At 72.2% G+C, this 15,119-nt stretch carries 19 protein-coding genes and 1 tRNA gene; 14 read left to right on the forward strand and 6 right to left on the reverse strand.

The annotated features are described in order from the left end of the window. The first annotated feature begins 11 nt into the window (after positions 1-11). Complete coding sequence (locus BJ993_RS17860; RefSeq protein WP_036540941.1) at positions 12-458, forward strand: nuclear transport factor 2 family protein; 447 nt, start codon at positions 12-14, stop codon at positions 456-458. Here BJ993_RS17860 and BJ993_RS17865 read toward each other — a convergent pair. Further along, entirely contained in the window at positions 436-1,344 is a 909-nt protein-coding gene (locus BJ993_RS17865; protein WP_179650326.1) for a sterol desaturase family protein, read from the reverse strand. The genes BJ993_RS17860 and BJ993_RS17865 overlap by 23 nt on opposite strands. 67 nt (positions 1,345-1,411) lie before the next feature. On the opposite strand from BJ993_RS17865, the gene BJ993_RS17870 reads away from it, so the two are divergent. Next, positions 1,412-2,044, forward strand: a complete 633-nt coding sequence (locus tag BJ993_RS17870) for a TetR/AcrR family transcriptional regulator (RefSeq protein ID WP_179650328.1) — start codon at positions 1,412-1,414, stop codon at positions 2,042-2,044. Here BJ993_RS17870 and BJ993_RS17875 read toward each other — a convergent pair whose 3' ends face one another. Then, positions 2,045-2,428 carry a YidH family protein gene (locus tag BJ993_RS17875; RefSeq protein ID WP_036540949.1) on the reverse strand — a complete coding sequence of 128 codons (384 nt, stop codon included), beginning with the start codon at positions 2,426-2,428 and terminating at the stop codon, positions 2,045-2,047. A 134-nt stretch (positions 2,429-2,562) separates the two neighbouring features. On the opposite strand from BJ993_RS17875, the gene eno reads away from it, so the two are divergent. The 9 genes from eno (at position 2,563) to BJ993_RS17920 (ending at position 8,217) form a co-directional block, all read left to right on the forward strand. Then, the gene (gene eno, locus BJ993_RS17880; protein ID WP_179650332.1) at positions 2,563-3,840 is read left to right on the forward strand and encodes a phosphopyruvate hydratase; all 1,278 of its coding nucleotides are present in this window, start codon (positions 2,563-2,565) and stop codon (positions 3,838-3,840) included. Positions 3,841-3,859: 19 nt separating this feature from the next. Beyond that, positions 3,860-4,468 (forward strand): FtsB family cell division protein, encoded by a 609-nt coding sequence (locus BJ993_RS17885; protein WP_179650334.1) that lies wholly within the window; start codon positions 3,860-3,862, stop codon positions 4,466-4,468. Positions 4,469-4,494: 26 nt separating this feature from the next. Next, complete coding sequence (locus tag BJ993_RS17890) at positions 4,495-4,989, forward strand: DUF501 domain-containing protein (protein ID WP_179652408.1); 495 nt, start codon at positions 4,495-4,497, stop codon at positions 4,987-4,989. Between the two features lie 13 nt (positions 4,990-5,002). Continuing rightward, positions 5,003-5,917: a Ppx/GppA phosphatase family protein gene (locus BJ993_RS17895; protein WP_179650335.1), complete on the forward strand. Its 915-nt coding sequence runs from the start codon at positions 5,003-5,005 to the stop codon at positions 5,915-5,917. Further along, positions 5,914-6,636 (forward strand): uracil-DNA glycosylase, encoded by a 723-nt coding sequence (locus BJ993_RS17900; RefSeq protein ID WP_308645617.1) that lies wholly within the window; start codon positions 5,914-5,916, stop codon positions 6,634-6,636. The genes BJ993_RS17895 and BJ993_RS17900 overlap by 4 nt, the downstream gene beginning before the upstream one ends. A 21-nt stretch (positions 6,637-6,657) precedes the next feature. Continuing rightward, positions 6,658-7,182, forward strand: a complete 525-nt coding sequence (locus tag BJ993_RS17905) for a glycine cleavage system transcriptional repressor (RefSeq protein WP_308645618.1) — start codon at positions 6,658-6,660, stop codon at positions 7,180-7,182. Continuing rightward, positions 7,179-7,733: a peptide deformylase gene (locus tag BJ993_RS17910; protein ID WP_179650337.1), complete on the forward strand. Its 555-nt coding sequence runs from the start codon at positions 7,179-7,181 to the stop codon at positions 7,731-7,733. Before BJ993_RS17905 ends, BJ993_RS17910 begins: the two co-directional genes overlap by 4 nt. Before the next feature lie 28 nt (positions 7,734-7,761). Next, positions 7,762-7,835 (forward strand) — tRNA-Leu (locus tag BJ993_RS17915). A 70-nt stretch (positions 7,836-7,905) separates the two neighbouring features. Next, positions 7,906-8,217, forward strand: coding sequence for a helix-turn-helix domain-containing protein (locus BJ993_RS17920; RefSeq protein ID WP_036540960.1), 312 nt, complete (start codon positions 7,906-7,908; stop codon positions 8,215-8,217). A gap of 11 nt (positions 8,218-8,228) precedes the next feature. On the opposite strand, the gene BJ993_RS17925 is transcribed toward BJ993_RS17920, so the two are convergent. Together BJ993_RS17925 and BJ993_RS17930 are read right to left on the reverse strand one after the other, a co-directional pair. Beyond that, positions 8,229-8,831, reverse strand: a complete 603-nt coding sequence (locus BJ993_RS17925; RefSeq protein WP_036540962.1) for a ClpP family protease — start codon at positions 8,829-8,831, stop codon at positions 8,229-8,231. Further along, positions 8,828-9,457, reverse strand: a complete 630-nt coding sequence (locus BJ993_RS17930) for a ClpP family protease (protein ID WP_036540964.1) — start codon at positions 9,455-9,457, stop codon at positions 8,828-8,830. Before BJ993_RS17930 ends, BJ993_RS17925 begins: the two co-directional genes overlap by 4 nt. A gap of 126 nt (positions 9,458-9,583) precedes the next feature. On the opposite strand from BJ993_RS17930, the gene BJ993_RS17935 reads away from it, so the two are divergent. From BJ993_RS17935 to BJ993_RS17945, 3 genes are all read left to right on the forward strand, one after another. Beyond that, a complete protein-coding gene (locus BJ993_RS17935; protein ID WP_179650339.1) occupies positions 9,584-10,300 on the forward strand; it encodes an SAM-dependent methyltransferase in 717 nt (238 codons plus the stop codon). A gap of 33 nt (positions 10,301-10,333) precedes the next feature. Next, on the forward strand, positions 10,334-11,821 hold the full coding sequence (locus BJ993_RS17940; protein ID WP_179650341.1) for a cellulase family glycosylhydrolase: 1,488 nt from the start codon (positions 10,334-10,336) through the stop codon (positions 11,819-11,821). A gap of 93 nt (positions 11,822-11,914) precedes the next feature. Next, positions 11,915-12,757: a Bax inhibitor-1/YccA family protein gene (locus tag BJ993_RS17945; protein ID WP_179650343.1), complete on the forward strand. Its 843-nt coding sequence runs from the start codon at positions 11,915-11,917 to the stop codon at positions 12,755-12,757. Positions 12,758-12,893: 136 nt separating this feature from the next. Here BJ993_RS17945 and BJ993_RS17950 read toward each other — a convergent pair whose 3' ends face one another. Together BJ993_RS17950 and BJ993_RS17955 are read right to left on the reverse strand one after the other, a co-directional pair. Further along, a complete protein-coding gene (locus BJ993_RS17950) occupies positions 12,894-13,925 on the reverse strand; it encodes a hypothetical protein (RefSeq protein ID WP_218864739.1) in 1,032 nt (343 codons plus the stop codon). 154 nt (positions 13,926-14,079) lie between these two features. Then, the gene (locus tag BJ993_RS17955; protein WP_179650345.1) at positions 14,080-15,102 is read right to left on the reverse strand and encodes an SGNH/GDSL hydrolase family protein; all 1,023 of its coding nucleotides are present in this window, start codon (positions 15,100-15,102) and stop codon (positions 14,080-14,082) included. Positions 15,103-15,119 lie beyond the last annotated feature (17 nt).

Below are 15,119 nucleotides of genomic sequence, written 5' to 3' on the forward strand. Positions count from 1 at the left end.
GCGAGTGCCGGATGAGCGCCGAGGACGCCCGCGCGATCGAGCGCCTGCTCTTCGCCTACGCCGACGCCGTCGACGCCGGTGACCTCGCCGCCGTCGGCGAGCTGTTCCGCGAGGGACGGATCTGCGGCGAGACGCCGGACGGTCCGGTGACCCTCGCGGAGGGGAGCGCGGCGGTCGAGGCGTTCTACCGCTCCCTCGTCCGCCTGTACGACGACGGCACGCCCCGCACGCGGCACGTCACCACCAACGTGGTCGTCGAGACCGATCCGGGCGGCGAGGCGGCGAGCGCCGCGTCGACGTACACGGTCTTCCAGGCGACCGACGCGCTGCCCCTGCAGGCGATCATCGTCGGCCGCTACGCCGACACCTTCCGGCGGGCCGACGGTGCGTGGCGCTTCGAGAGCCGCACGATGCGCGCGGACCTCACCGGCGACCTCAGTCAGCACCTGCTGCGCTGAGCCGCTCGCCGGCCCTGGCCTCGGGCGCCCATCCGGGCGGTCCGAAGACGTAGCCGGCCCGCTCCCTCCACGAGCCGGCGTTGCGGACGTTGCGGGTGATCTGGGCGTAGTCGCCGTACTGGAGCTTCAGCAGGTTGTAGGTCTCGACCTTCTTCGTGAGGCCGTAGGTCGGGCGGTGCAGCTCGGGCTGGAAGGTGCCGAACATGCGGTCCCAGATGATCAGGATCCCGGCGTAGTTCTTGTCGAGGTACTCCGGGTCCGAGCCGTGGTGGACGCGGTGGTGCGACGGGGTGTTGAAGACCAGCTCGATGGGGCGCGGGAGCCTGCCGATGGTCTCGGTGTGCACGAAGAACTGGAAGACGAGGTTGAAGCCGAAGGCGACGTAGATCGTCCACGGCGAGAAGCCGAGGAAGGGCAGCGGCAGCCAGAAGAAGAACTCGAACCAGGGGTTCCACTTCTGGCGCAGCGCGGTCCCGAAGTTCATGTACTCGCTGGAGTGGTGGGCCTGGTGGGCGGCCCACCCGACGTTGACCCGGTGCACGAAGCGGTGCGAGAGGTAGAAGCCGAGGTCGACGGCGACGATGACGGCCGGCCAGTACCACCACGCGTCGGTGGGGAGCTCGAACGGCGCGAGGTGCACGAAGACCAGCGTGTAGACGAGGAACGAGCCGACCTTGAACGCCAGCGTGAACACGAGGGAGACCAGGCCCATGGCGAGGCTGGTGCGGGTGTCCCTGCCGAGGTAGCCCGTCGGCGGCTGCCCGGTGACGGGGTCGTCGTCGTGGTCGAGCCACTTCAGGGCGGCGAGCTCGATCAGGATCGTCAGGAGGAAGAACGGGATCGCGTAGGTCACCGGGTTCTTCATCGGGTCGAGCAGGTCGTGCATCGGGTCTCCTTGAATTGACTCGTGGGTAAGTTACCACGGAGTCAATTCCCCCGGTAGGGTGATCCGCATGACCTCTGCACGCCGCTCGGGCACCAAGGGCGTCGCCCGGGCCGACCGGGAGGAGCAGATCCTCGACGTCGCCGGCCGGGTCTTCGGGGCGCGGGGCTTCGCTGCCACGTCGGTCGCCGACATCGCCCGCGAGGCCGGCATCTCCAAGCCGCTGATCTACCACTACTTCGGCTCCAAGGAGGGCCTCTTCGAGCGCTGCCTGCGCGAGGCCGCCGACCTGCTGATCGGTGAGATCGAGCGCTCGGCGGGCCTGGGTGCCGTCGGCCTGCGCCGCGCGCTGGTCACCCTCGACGGCGTCTTCGTGGTGCTCGCGGAGCGGCCGTGGGCCTGGGCCGTCGCCAACGACCCGACCGCGCCGACCACCGACGGAGCAGGGGAGCTGGGCGGCTCCTACCGTCGGCGGCTCGAGGAGCTGGCGCGCGAGGGCGTCGGCGAGCTGTTGTCGCTGGCGGGCGACGACGACGTCCTCGACCTGGACGCGATGACGACCGTGTGGAGCAACGTCTTCGCCTCGCTCGTCACCTGGTGGTGCGAGCACCCCGGCATCGCGCCGGAGGAGATGAGCGCGCGGTGCGAGCGGCTGTTCGGTGCGGTCTTCGGAGTCGTCCCCGAGTCGCCGGCCCGCGACTGATCAGTGGCTGACCACGGCGGATGCGAGCGCCCCCGCCATCAGTAGTCCCACGGCTGCCAGCACCACGATGCCCCCCGTGAAGCCCGGGAGCGTCGAGTTCGTCCGCAGCGCGATCTCGGTCCGGGTCCAGCGGTGCCACCCGACGCCGAGCGCCACGGCGGCGACGAGCACCAGCCCCAGCGAGAGGAGCAGCCGCGCGGTCACCGAGAACTCCAGCGCCGGCGAGCTGACCGCGACGGCGCCCGCCACCAGCGCGAGCGAGGTGCGCAGCCAGGCCAGGAAGGTCCGCTCGTTGGCGAGCGAGTCGCGCGCCTCGGGCTCCTGCCCGGCGTCGTACACCCAGTGCGGGCGGCGGCTGCGGGGCCGGTTCTCGGGCTCGGTCACGGCACCAGCATGCCGGGTCGGCTCCGCGCCCCGTCGGGGAACGTCCGGAACGCGCGGTGGGCGCTGCCGGAAGCAGGCCGCCCGGCGCACTAGTCTGGTCCGCGACGTCCCCCGCACCGGAAGGCACATCTGAAGTGGCAGCCATCGAAGCCGTCGGCGCTCGCGAGATCCTCGACTCGCGCGGCAACCCCACTGTCGAGGTCGAGGTCCTCCTCGATGACGGGTCCTTCGCCCGGGCCGCCGTGCCCAGTGGCGCGTCCACCGGTGCCTTCGAGGCGGTCGAGCTGCGCGACGGCGGCGACCGGTACGCCGGCAAGGGCGTCCAGCAGGCAGTGACGGCCGTGATCCAGGTGCTCGGCCCGGCCATCGAGGGTCTCGACGCCGCGGACCAGCGCCTGATCGACCAGGTCATGCTCGAGGCCGACGGCACGCCCAACAAGGCCCAGGTCGGCGCCAACGCCATCCTCGGCGTCTCCCTGGCGGTGGCCCGCGCCGCGGCCGACTCGGCCGACCTGCCGCTCTACCGCTACGTCGGCGGCCCCAACGCGCACCTGCTGCCGGTCCCGATGATGAACATCCTCAACGGTGGGTCGCACGCCGACTCCAACGTCGACATCCAGGAGTTCATGATCGCGCCGATCGGTGCGCCCACCTTCCGTGAGGCGCTGCGCGTCGGCGCCGAGGTCTACCACGCGCTCAAGTCGGTGCTGAAGGACAAGGGCCTGGCCACCGGCCTGGGCGACGAGGGCGGCTTCGCGCCCAACCTCGAGTCCAACCGCGCCGCCCTCGACCTGATCGGCGAGGCGGTCGCCAAGGCCGGCTACGAGCTGGGCAAGGACGTCGTCCTCGCGCTCGACGTCGCCGCCTCGGAGTTCTTCGACGACGGCGCCTACACCTTCGAGGGCGCCAAGAAGTCGGCCGACGAGATGATCGCCTACTACGCGGACCTCGTCGCCAACTACCCGATCGTCAGCATCGAGGACCCGCTCAACGAGGACGACTGGGACGGCTGGAAGGCCATCACCGACGCCCTCGGCGACAAGACCCAGCTCGTGGGCGACGACCTGTTCGTCACCAACGTCGAGCGCCTCCAGCGCGGCATCGCCGGCGGCCAGGCCAACGCGCTGCTGGTGAAGGTCAACCAGATCGGCTCGCTGACCGAGACCCTCGACTCCGTCGACCTCGCGCACCGCAACGGCTACCGCTGCATGATGAGCCACCGCTCGGGCGAGACCGAGGACACCACCATCGCCGACCTCGCGGTGGCGACGAACTGCGGCCAGATCAAGACCGGCGCCCCGGCGCGGTCCGAGCGGGTGGCGAAGTACAACCAGCTGCTGCGCATCGAGGACGAGCTCGGCGACGCCGCCCGCTACGCCGGCGCCGCTGCCTTCCCGCGCTACCAGGGCTGAGCCCACCGGAGCCTGAGCCATGGCCGACGAGCGCCGTACGTCCCGCAAGCCGGGCCGCCCCGCAGCGGGGCGGTCCGGGCCGCGGTACGCCGAGCGCCTGAAGGCCGAGCGCAAGAAGGCCGCCCGCGACCGTGAGGCCGCGTTGGTGCGCGCCCGCGCCGAGCACCAGCGCAGGTCCCGGCTCACCGGCCGGGCCGCGATCCTGGTGCTCGTGCTGGCGGTCCTCGCGGTCTCCTACGCGTCGTCGCTGCGGGCCTACCTGCAGCAGCGCGACCACATCGACGCCCTGCAGAGCCAGATCGACGACCGCAAGGCGACCATCGCCGACCTCAAGCGGGAGAAGGAGCGCTGGCAGGACGAGGAGTACGTCCGCCAGCAGGCCCGCGCCCGCTTCGGCTACGTGCCCAAGGGGGAGACGCCCTTCGTCGCCCTCGGTCCCGACGGCCAGCCGATCGACGCCTCGGCCGAGCTCGGCGACCCGTCGACGGTGGCCGATCCCGACGAGCGCTCCTGGTACGACGAGGCGTGGGACTCGATGAAGCTCGCCGGCAACCCGCCCACGAAGGTGCCCGCTCCGAAGGACGAGATCGAGGCGCCGAAGGAAGACCTGAAGGACCCAGCAGAGTGACCGAGCGCGAGACCGACGAGGCCATCATGGCCGCCCAGCTCGGTCGTCCGGTCCGGGGCGTGCACGCGATCGGGCACCGCTGCCCGTGCGGCAACCCGGACGTCGTGACGACCGAGCCCCGGCTGCCCAACGGCACGCCGTTCCCGACGACCTACTACATGACCTGCCCGCGGGCGACCTCCCGCATCGGCACGCTCGAGGCCGAGGGCGTCATGAAGGAGATGCAGGACCGGCTGACCGCCGACCCGGAGCTGGCCGCGAGGTACCAGGCCGCCCACGAGGCCTATCTCGCCGACCGGGCGGCCATCGCCGAGGCGGGCGGCTTCGACGTGCCCGAGATCGAGGGCATCTCCGCCGGTGGCATGCCCACCCGCGTGAAGTGCCTGCACGTGCTCGCGGGCCACGCCCTGGCGGCGGGACCGGGCGTCAACCCGTTCGGCGACGAGGTCCTCGAGATGCTCGGCGAGTGGTGGGCGAAGGGGCCGTGCGTGACGGTCGACGAAGCCGTCGCGTCCGAGTGATCGCGACCTCCCGGTGACCGGCCCGATCGCCGCGATCGACTGCGGCACGAACACCATCAAGCTGCTGGTCGGCAACCCCGCCGACGACCCCGAAGGCGTGCGCCGCGAGAGCCGGATGATCCGGCTCGGCCAGGGCGTCGACGCCACGGGCGTGCTCGCGCCCGAGGCGCTCGAGCGCGCGTTCACCGCGATCGACGAGTACGCCGCCATCATCGCCGACGCCGGGGTCGAGCGGCTCCGCTTCTGCGCCACCTCCGCCACCCGCGACGCCGGCAACGCCGCCGTCTTCACCGCTGGTGTCCTGTCCCGCCTCGGTGTCGTGCCCGAGGTGCTGTCGGGGGAGGAGGAGGCCCGCCTCGCGTTCGACGGCGCCGTCCGCGGGATCGGTCACGCGGTCCCCGGGCCCGTGCTCGTGGTGGACATCGGCGGCGGCTCGACCGAGCTGATCCTGGGCGACCCAGCGGCCGGACCGACCGCCGCGCACTCGATGGACATCGGGTCCGTCCGGCTGCACGAGCGCCACGTGCGGCACGACCCCGTCGACGTGGTCGAGATCGCGGCGATCGTGACGGACATCGACGCCGCGCTCGACGCCTGCCCGGTCGACCCGGCTGCGGCGGCCACCGTGATCGCGGTCGCCGGCACCAACACGACCATCGCGGCCGGGGTCCTGGACCTGCCGTACTACGACCGCGACCTCATCCACGGCCGCGAGCTCGCCGTCACCGACGTGCAGCGCCTGGTCGGCCGGTTGCTCGCGATGAGCGTCGCCGAGCGTCGCGCCCTGCCGTGGATGCACCCGGGCCGCGCCGACGTGATCGACGCCGGCGCGCTGATCGTCTCGATGGTGCTCGGCCGGATCGCCGTCCCCTCCGTCACGGTCGCGGAGACCGACATCCTCGACGGGATCGCCTGGTCCCTGCTGTGACCGATCCCGGCGAGGCGATGGCGCGGCTGGACGCACGCGTCGTCCGCTGCCGGAGGTGCCCCCGCCTGGTGGCGTGGCGGGAGCGGGTCGCCCGGGAGAAGCGGGCGGCGTACGCCGACGAGGTGTACTGGGCGCGCCCGGTGCCCGGCTTCGGGCCGGCCGACGCCCGGATCGTCGTGATCGGGCTCGCCCCCGCCGCCCACGGCGCCAACCGGACCGGGCGGATGTTCACCGGCGACCGCTCGGGGGACTGGCTGTTCGCGTCGCTGCACCGCGTCGGGCTGGCCAACCAGCCGACGAGCACGCACATCGGTGACGGGCTGCAGCTGCACGACGTGCGGATGGCCGCGCCCATCCGCTGCGCCCCGCCGGCCAACAAGCCGACGCCGGAGGAGCGCGCCAGCTGCGCGCCCTGGCTGGACCGGGAGCTGGCGATCCTGGCGCCGTCGGTGCGGGTCGTCGTCGCGCTGGGGGCGATCGGATGGGACGCCTCCCTGCGGGCGCTCGGCCGCGCGGGCTGGGTGGAGCCGCGCCCGCGCCCGCGCTTCGGGCACGGCGCCGAGGTGGTGCTCGCTCCGGCGTCGCGCCGCTCCCGTCGTACCGACGTCACGCTGCTCGGCTGCTTCCACCCCAGCCAGCACAACACCTTCACCGGCCGGCTGACCGAGCCGATGACCGACGCGGTGTTCGAGCGCGCCCGCGAGGTGGCGTCTGCCTGAGGGGCTGGGATGATGAGGCCCGTGAGCAACGACCTGTACGCCGTCACCGTCCTGGGCCACGACCGGCCGGGCATCATCGCCGAGACCACGGCGGGCCTCGCGGAGCTGGGCCTCAACATCGAGGACTCCACGATGACGCTGCTGCGCGGGCACTTCGCGATGATGCTGCTGTGCCGTGGCACGGTCGAGGCGCCGGCCATCGAGGGTGCGCTCGCGTCGCTCGCGGCCGGCGGTGACCTCGACGTCTCGGTGCGCCCGGTGGCCGATGAGGTCGCGCCCGGCGCCGGGGGTACGTCGTGGGTGCTGACCGTGCACGGCGGCGACCGCCCCGGCATCGTCTCCGAGGTGGTCGGCCAGGTCGCGTCCGCGGGCGGCAACATCACCGACCTGACCACGCGCCTCGCGGGCGACCTCTACCTGCTGGTCGCCGAGCTGGACCTGCCGGTCGGCGCCGACGTCTCGGCGGTCGAGGGTGCCATCCGTGCCGCGGCCGAGCGGGTCGGCGTGACGGCCACCCTGCGCGCGGCCGAGGCCGACGAGCTGTGAGCAGTGAGCGCGTCACGGCCTGGACCGAGGCCGAGCTCGGCGTCGAGGGCCGCGTCCTCGACGTCGTGAAGGCACCGGCCGGCGTGCTGTCCGCGCGCGGTGCCGACGTCGACCCGACCTCGGCCGAGATCGTCCAGCTCGCCGCCGACCTCGTCGCGACGATGCGGGTCAGCCCCGGCTGCGTGGGCCTCGCGGCCAACCAGGTGGGGGTGGGCGTCCGGGTCTTCTGCGTCGACGTCACCGAGCACCCGAAGTCCCGCACCCTGCACGGCACCTTCGTGCTCTGCAACGCCGAGGTCGTCGAGTCGAGCCGCAACGAGAAGGCCCGTGAGGGCTGCATGAGCGTCCCCGACTTCACCGGCGACGTGAAGCGCGCGTCGCGGCTGACGGTCCGTGGCCAGCTGCCGGGCACCGGTGAGCAGGTCGAGTTCGCGACCGACGCCTTCGAGGCCCGCGCGCTGCAGCACGAGATCGACCACACCGACGGGTTCCTGTTCCTCGACCGGGTCGCGGGCGCGCACGCGATCTACCCCCGCCAGACCTACTTATAGGAGTGACCGGTCCCGCTGCGGACCGCCCGCCCCCGTATCCCAACTGGCAGAGGAAGCCGACTTAAACTCGGCGCAGTCCGGGTTCGAATCCCGGCGGGGGCACCTCTTCTGCCCACAGCAGAACTCCTCCGCGACCCGCCCGGCGGTCGGCCCGGCCGACCTACGATGAGGCATGGCCGAGGACGACACCGAACCGCTCTGGCGGGACCTGCTGGGTCGCGAGCTGCGCCGGCTGCGGCGTGAGCGCGGCGAGACGCTGACCGAGACCGCGGAGCGGGCGGGCATCTCCCCGCAGTACCTCTCCGAGATCGAGCGCGGGCTCAAGGAGCCGAGCAGCGAGATGATCGCCGCGGTGACCGGCGCGCTCGGCAGCTCGCTGCTCGACCTCACCTCCGCCGTCGCCGGTGAGCTGTACGACGCCCGCCCGGCCCGCCCGCTGCGGTCGGTCCCGTCCGGCGTGACCGCGCTGGCGCTCGCCGCCTGACCGGCGCGGACTCACGCCAGCACGGGCGACCGCTCCGCGATCACCTGGTCGATCAGCCCGTAGTCTCGCGCGGCATCGGCGCTGAACACCCGGTCGTGGTCGGTGTCGGCGCGCAGCGTGCCGACGTCCTGACCGGTGTGCCTCGCGAGGATCCGCTCGATGTCGGCCCGCACCCGCACCACCTCGTCGGCCTGCAGGATCAGGTCCGGGATCGGGCCGCGTCCCTGCGCTGCCGGCTGGTGCAGGACGACCCGGGCGTGGGGGAGCGCCGCCCGCTTGCCGGGCGCGCCCGCAGCGAGCAGCACCGCACCGACGGCGACGGCCTGGCCGACGCAGGTGGTGGCGACCTGCGGCCGGACGTACTGCATGGTGTCGTGCACGGCGAGCATCGCGCTCGGGTCGCCGCCCTCGCAGTTGATGTAGAGCTGGATGTCGCGGTCCGGGTTGTCGGCCTCGAGGAAGAGCAGCTGCGCGACGAGAGCGTTGGCGACCCCGGCGTCGATCGCTGTCCCGAGGTAGACGACCCGCTCGGTCAGCAGGTGCGAGTAGACGTCCATGATCCGCTCGCCCCGCGGGTGCTGGGCGATGACGTTGGGGATGGTGTAGCTGCTCATCGCGAGACTCCTGTCGTGAACGTGCCGAGGCCGACCGGGCGTCGTACAGGTGGGGCGACGGCGTCGAAGGTGGAGACCACCTCGTCGACGAAGCCGTAGTCCAGCGCCTCGGTGGCGGTGTACCAGCGGTCGCGCAGCGAGTCCTCGAAGATCCGCTCGACCGGCTGGCCGGTGTCCTCGGCGATGAGGCCGAGGACGGTGTCGCGCATGTGCCGCAGGTCCTCGGCCTGCAGCTCCACGTCGGCGGCGGTTCCGCCGATGCCCGCCGAGCCCTGGTGCATCAGGATGCGCGAGTGCGGCAGCGCCCGGCGCTTGCCGTGGGTGCCGGACGAGAGCAGGAACTGCCCGGCGCTGCAGGCGATGCCGAGCGCCAGCGTCGAGACGTCGCACGGGACCAGGCGCATCACGTCACGGATCGCGAGCATCGCCGGGACCGAGCCACCGGGCGAGTGGATCCACAGTGCGATGTCGGCGTTCGGGTCGGCGGTCGCGAGCTCGACGAGCTGGGTCGCGAGGACCACGCCGTTGTCGTCGTCGAGCGCGCCGTCCATCACCAGCACGCGCTGCTGGAAGAGCTCGCGCCGCCGTTTGTCGTCGAAGAGCCGGGGGCCGTTGTCGTGGGTCATGGCGCCACCCTGCGTCGGCTCCGGCACCGGGACCAGAGGATTCTGCCGACGGCGGAGGGCTGCTGCTGGGAGCAGCAGGGGCGGGTCGGTTGACTTCAGGTCCACCTGAACCAGCACAGTTGACCCATGCACCGTCACCACCGCGACCACGAGCACGACCACCAGCACGACAGCTCGCTCGAGGCCCTCCGCAACGCCCTGACCGCCGGCTTCTGGGACGAGCGGTACGCCGGCAGCGACCGCGTCTGGAGCGGCCGGCCCAACCAGCGGCTGGTCGAGCAGGTCGCCGACCTGGCGCCGGGCACCGCGCTCGACGTCGCCTGCGGCGAGGGCGGCGACGCGATCTGGCTGGCCGCGCAGGGCTGGAAGGTCACCGCGGTCGACGTCTCCCAGGTGGCGTTGGCGAAGGTCGCGCAGCACGCCGAGGACGCCGGCGTGGCCGACCGCCTCAAGCTCGGCTTCTACGACGCGCTCGACGACCCGCGGCCCGCGGGGCGCCGCCACTTCGACCTCGTCACCGTCAGCTTCCTCCACGTGCCGGTGGAGGACTTCGTGCCCATCTACCGGGGCATCGCCGACGCCGTCGCGCCCGGCGGCCGGCTGCTGGTCACCGCCCACCACCCGCACGACGTCGAGAGCGGCAGCCGTCATGACCACGGGCCGGGCCTGCTGTTCGAGCCCGACCGCGTCCTCGGTGCCCTCGGTGTGGGGGAGCCCGGCTCGCCGTGGACGGTCGAGGTCGCCGAGACTCCCGACCGCGTCCAGGAGACGGCCGACGGCCCGCTCCACGTGCGCGACACCGTCGTCCGGCTGCGACGGGGAGAGGGCCGCGCCGAGGGGTGACGCGCGTCACCTCGCTGGAGTACCTTGCCGGGCGTGCTCCCTGCAACCTGTTCTAGTTTCCTGCGACGCGTCGCGGTGGTCGCGCTCGCGCTGCTGCTCGGCCTGGTCGGTGCCGCCGCGTCCGCGCCGGCGGCGAGCGCCGACGAGGACGAGCCGCAGCTGCGCCGCGAGGGCCGGTGGCTCGTCGACGACCAGGGCCGGGTGGTGATCGTCCACGGCTTCAACCTGGTGTGGAAGCTCGACCCCTACGTCCCGCCCGCGACCGCGGAGGGCTTCACGGCGGCCGACGCGCAGTGGCTCGCGCGGTACGGCTTCAACGGCGTACGGCTCGGGACCCTGTGGGCGGGGATCACCCCGGACGCGCCGGGGGTGGGCGACCCGTCGTACCGCCAGGGCTGGCAGCGGGTCATGGACCTGCTCGCCGACCGCGGCATCTGGATGCAGCTCGACATGCACCAGGACCAGTGGCACGAGACGTACGGCGGCGAGGGGGTCCCCGACTGGGCGCTGCACCGGCCGACGGCGCTCTCCCTGCTGCCGCCGCTGAACCTGCCCTTCCCGATCGGCTACTGGACGCCCGAGAACTCGCTCGTCTTCGACGAGTTCTGGGCCAACAAGCACCGCGGGATCGACGACTGGGCCGCGGCGTGGCAGGTGGCCGCGGGCTGGTGGAAGGACCAGCCCTACCTGATGGGCTACGACCTCATCAACGAGCCGTGGATGGGACTCGAGTGGCTCACCTGCATCTCCTTCGGGTGCAAGGCGAGCTACACCAAGGAGCTCCAGCCGGCGTACGAGAAGGCCACCCGCGCCATCCGGCAGGTCGACGGCGACAACGTGGTCTGGTGGGAGCCGCAGCAGCTCGCTGCCGGCCAGAAGGTGCCGACCTTCCTCGAGCCGATGGCGGGGGAGGACCAGCTGGGCTACTCGTGGCACAACTACTGCCAGGACGTCTTCCTCGAGTCGCAGGGCCTGCCGCTCGGCGACGTCGAGAACTGCTGGAGGTTCAGCCAGGAGCGCACCACCACGGCGCTCGCGCAGGCGGAGCGGATCAACGCGGCGCCGCTGATGAGCGAGTGGGGCGCCACGGACAACATCCGCGCCGTCGAGATCGACGCTGCCGTCGCCGACCGCAACCTGATGGGCTGGACCCACTGGGCCTACAAGCAGTGGCAGGACCCGACGACCGCCGACGACGCGCAGGGCATGTTCCACGACGACACCGACTTCTCCTCGGTCAAGACCGACAAGCTGCGCGTCCTGGTGCGCACCTACGCGCAGGCGACCGCCGGGACCCCGCTCGCGATGGACTTCGACGCCGCGACCGGCGCCTTCTCCTACCGCTACCGCTCCAACGCGATCGACGCCCCGACGGAGATCTTCGTCAGCCCGCTCCACTATCCCCGCGGGTACGACGTCCGGGTGACCGGCGGTCACTGGGCGCCGGGCACGGGCGGTCGGATCGAGGTGCGTCCCGACGTCGCGGGGCAGGAGGTCACGGTGCAGATCACCGGACGTTGACGCGGGAACCAAACGCCGCGGTCAGGCGTTCCACCAACATCAGGCCCCTAGACTGGGGGCCTCGAGACGATTCGCAGACCTGCGGAGGAGATCATGCAGAGCAACAACCCGGTGTTCCGGCGCTCGGAGGAGTTCAACCGGAGCGGTGCAGGCGCGTACCAGGGGTTCGGCCAGCAGCCGGGCTACGGTCAGCCCGGCCAGCCCTACCCGGGCTACGGCCGGCCCGCCCCGACCCCCACCACGGGAACGGGCCGGATGACCATCGACTCGGTCGTCCAGTCGACGTCGATCACGATCGGCATCACCGTCCTCGCCGCCGCGGTCACGTGGCTCGTGACGCCGGCGATCAGCCCCGAGACGGGCATCCCGTCCAGCCTGCTGGCGGCCTCGGTCATCGGTAGCGGCGCGGCCTTCATCCTGTCGCTGGTCAACTCGTTCAAGCGGATCATCAGCCCCGGCCTCGTCATGGCCTTCGCGGTCGCCGAGGGCGTCGCGCTCGGCGCGCTCAGCGAGCTGTTCAACGCGGTCTACGGCGGCGGCATCGTCGTCCAGGCAGTGATCGGGACGTTCGCGGCCTTCGGTGGCACGCTGGCGGCGTACAAGTTCTTCGACATCCAGGTCGGCAACAAGTTCCGCACCTTCGTCATCGCGGCCATGTTCGGCATGGTGGCCCTGAGCCTCTTCGAGGTCGTGCTCGGCCTCTTCGGCAGCAACCTGGGCCTCTTCGAGGACGGCGCGCTCGGCCTGGTCTTCGCCATCGCCGGTCTCGTGCTCGGTGTGTTCATGCTGATCCTCGACTTCGACTTCGTCGAGCAGGGTGTCCGCAACGGCCTGCCGGAGCGCGAGTCGTGGCGGGCCTCGTTCGGCCTGCTCGTCAGCCTGGTCTGGATCTACACCAACCTGCTCCGGATCCTCGCGATCCTCCAGCAGGACTGACCGACCGCTTCGTACGACGGCCCCGGTCCCACCTCGGTGGGGCCGGGGCCGTTGTGTTTTGCGGTTCACCTACCGAATTTGTCGCCAAGGGGATCAGGGCGCGACGAATTCGGTAGGTGCGTCGTACCACCCGACCTCACGCGGAGGTCCGTCGAAGCCACCGCTGCCTGTCCTCCTCGTCCAGCGCGCGCCGTGCCTGGACGGACGAGGTGTCGACCCACCAGTGCGGCTGGTCCAGTGTCCAGCCCTGCCCGGCGTGGCGCCGCCGGGCGCGCGCGTACGCCGCATCGAGCCGGCGCTCGAAGGAGCCGAGGTCCCGCAGATCGGTGGACAGCATCGTGACGAGCTCGAAGCCGAGTTCCCGACACAGCTCCTCCGTCTCGAGATCGCGGCGTCGTACCGTCCGTCGCTCATGGATCAGTCCGTCGTACTGCCCGACGACGCCTGCCTCCGCGTCGAACAGGTCGGGCGTCAGGAGATGGCTGCCGGCCGGGTCGAAGATGGGTGCGTTGCACAGCAGTGTGGCGACGGGGTGGCGCTGCCGCCAGCGCATCAGCATGGTGACCTCCATCGGCGACCAGACGTTCTCGTCAGCCACTTCGAGCGCAGTGTTGAGGCGTCGAGTGTGCGGGCGACCCTTGATCCGCGCGGCGTAGTCGCGGAGCTCGTCGAGACTGGCCAGGTCGTCTGCCATGGCCATGCAGATGACCTGGACGGTTTCCTCCATGGATCGCGCGCGTAGAGCCGCGACGCAGATCGATCGCTCGGGACGGGTGATCGGAAGACCGTCAACGCGCATGATGTCGCCGTCGAAGAGCCAGTCCCGGCACAGCTGGACTCCCGGACGGCGTGCGAGGTGCACCGAGTCGCCGATGGCGACCGGCACCGGGAGGGGCTCGCCGCCTGCTGTGCACCCGGGGAACCATCGCGCTCCTTGCCAGTGCAAGGCGGCCCAGCCCGTGGCCCCGCTGCCCTCGGGGGCACTCGCGACCGCCTCCACGATCCGTTGTAGGACCGAGCCTTGACCGACATGTGCAGGCACGAAGAGGCCGCAGGACGACCCACGCCAACGCGGCCCGCGTGCCTGGCCCGGAGTCGGACCGTTGCGCCCCGACGGGTCGACGGGCACCGGGACGACAATGTCCGGCCGGGTGATGTTCAGCTCCATCGGCCCAGCCTCGGCCAGATCGCCGGCCTCGGGCGGTCGTCCTCCACAGGCCTGCCGGGAAGTGCGGTTCACCTACCGAATTCGCTCTCGACAGCGCCGAAGCGCGACAAATTCGGTAGGTGAACCGCGACCAGATGCGGACGTGAGGAGCCGCTCAGTCGGCGACGGGTGCGCCCTCGTGCTCGGCCGGGGCCTCGCCGGGGACGTGCTGGCGGCTGCGGCGGTGGCGCAGCTCGACCCAGAGGCCGCGGACGCCGGCGCGGCGGCCGCCGATCTCGGTGCCGTCGAGCTCGGTGCCCGGCTCGTTGACGGCCTGGACGGCTGCGCGGGTGATCGGCAGGACGCCCTCGCCGCGGTAGGCCTCGAGGGCGACCTCCTCGTCGGGGACCTGCTCGAGAGCGGCGAGCACCGACGGGACCAGGACGCCGGCGAGGGCCTTGTAACCCTCGGCGGACGGGTGGAACTGGTCGGGGCCGAACAGCAGCGCCGGGGCTGCGGCGAACTCGGGACCCAGCACGTCGCCGAGCGACACCGTCCGGCCGCCCTCCTCGATGACCGCGATCGTCTGGGCCGCCGCGAGGCGGCGCGACCAGGCGCGCGCCACCTGGCGCAGCGGCGGCGCGATCGGCTGGACCGTGCCCAGGTCCGGGCAGGTGCCGACGACCACGCTGGCGCCGGCGCCCATCAGCCGGCGCACCCCCTCGGAGAGGTAGCGCACCGAGTGCGAGGGCCGCATCGTGTGGGTGACGTCGTTGCCGCCGATGAGGATCACGGCGGCGTCGGGCTCGATCGGCAGCGCGCGGCCGACCTGCGCGGCGAGGTCGGAGGACTTGGCGCCCACGACGCAGAACTCCCGCAGGTAGACACGGCGGTTCGCGTGCTCGGCCACGGCGGAGGCGATCAGCGCGCCCGGCGTCTCCTCGACCCGGTCGACGCCGTAGCCCGCGGCGCTGGAGTCGCCCAGCAGGGCGATCCGGATGGCGGGACCGGGGCGGCCGCGGCCGTACCAGCCGGTCGCGTCCGGGGGCGGCTCCTCGCGCGCGGGACCGATCGTCTTGCGCGCCAGCCGGGCCTCCGCGGTGAGTACGCCGTAGAGGCCGGCGCCCAGCGCGGAGAGCCCGCCGCCGCCGTACAACGCGGCGGAGGCGAGCTTGCGGGCTGCGGACGCCTTGCTCACGGCGGCAACTCTACGGA

Origin of the sequence: Nocardioides aromaticivorans, from assembly GCF_013408525.1 — a bacterium.
Lineage (GTDB): Bacteria > Actinomycetota > Actinomycetes > Propionibacteriales > Nocardioidaceae > Nocardioides > Nocardioides aromaticivorans.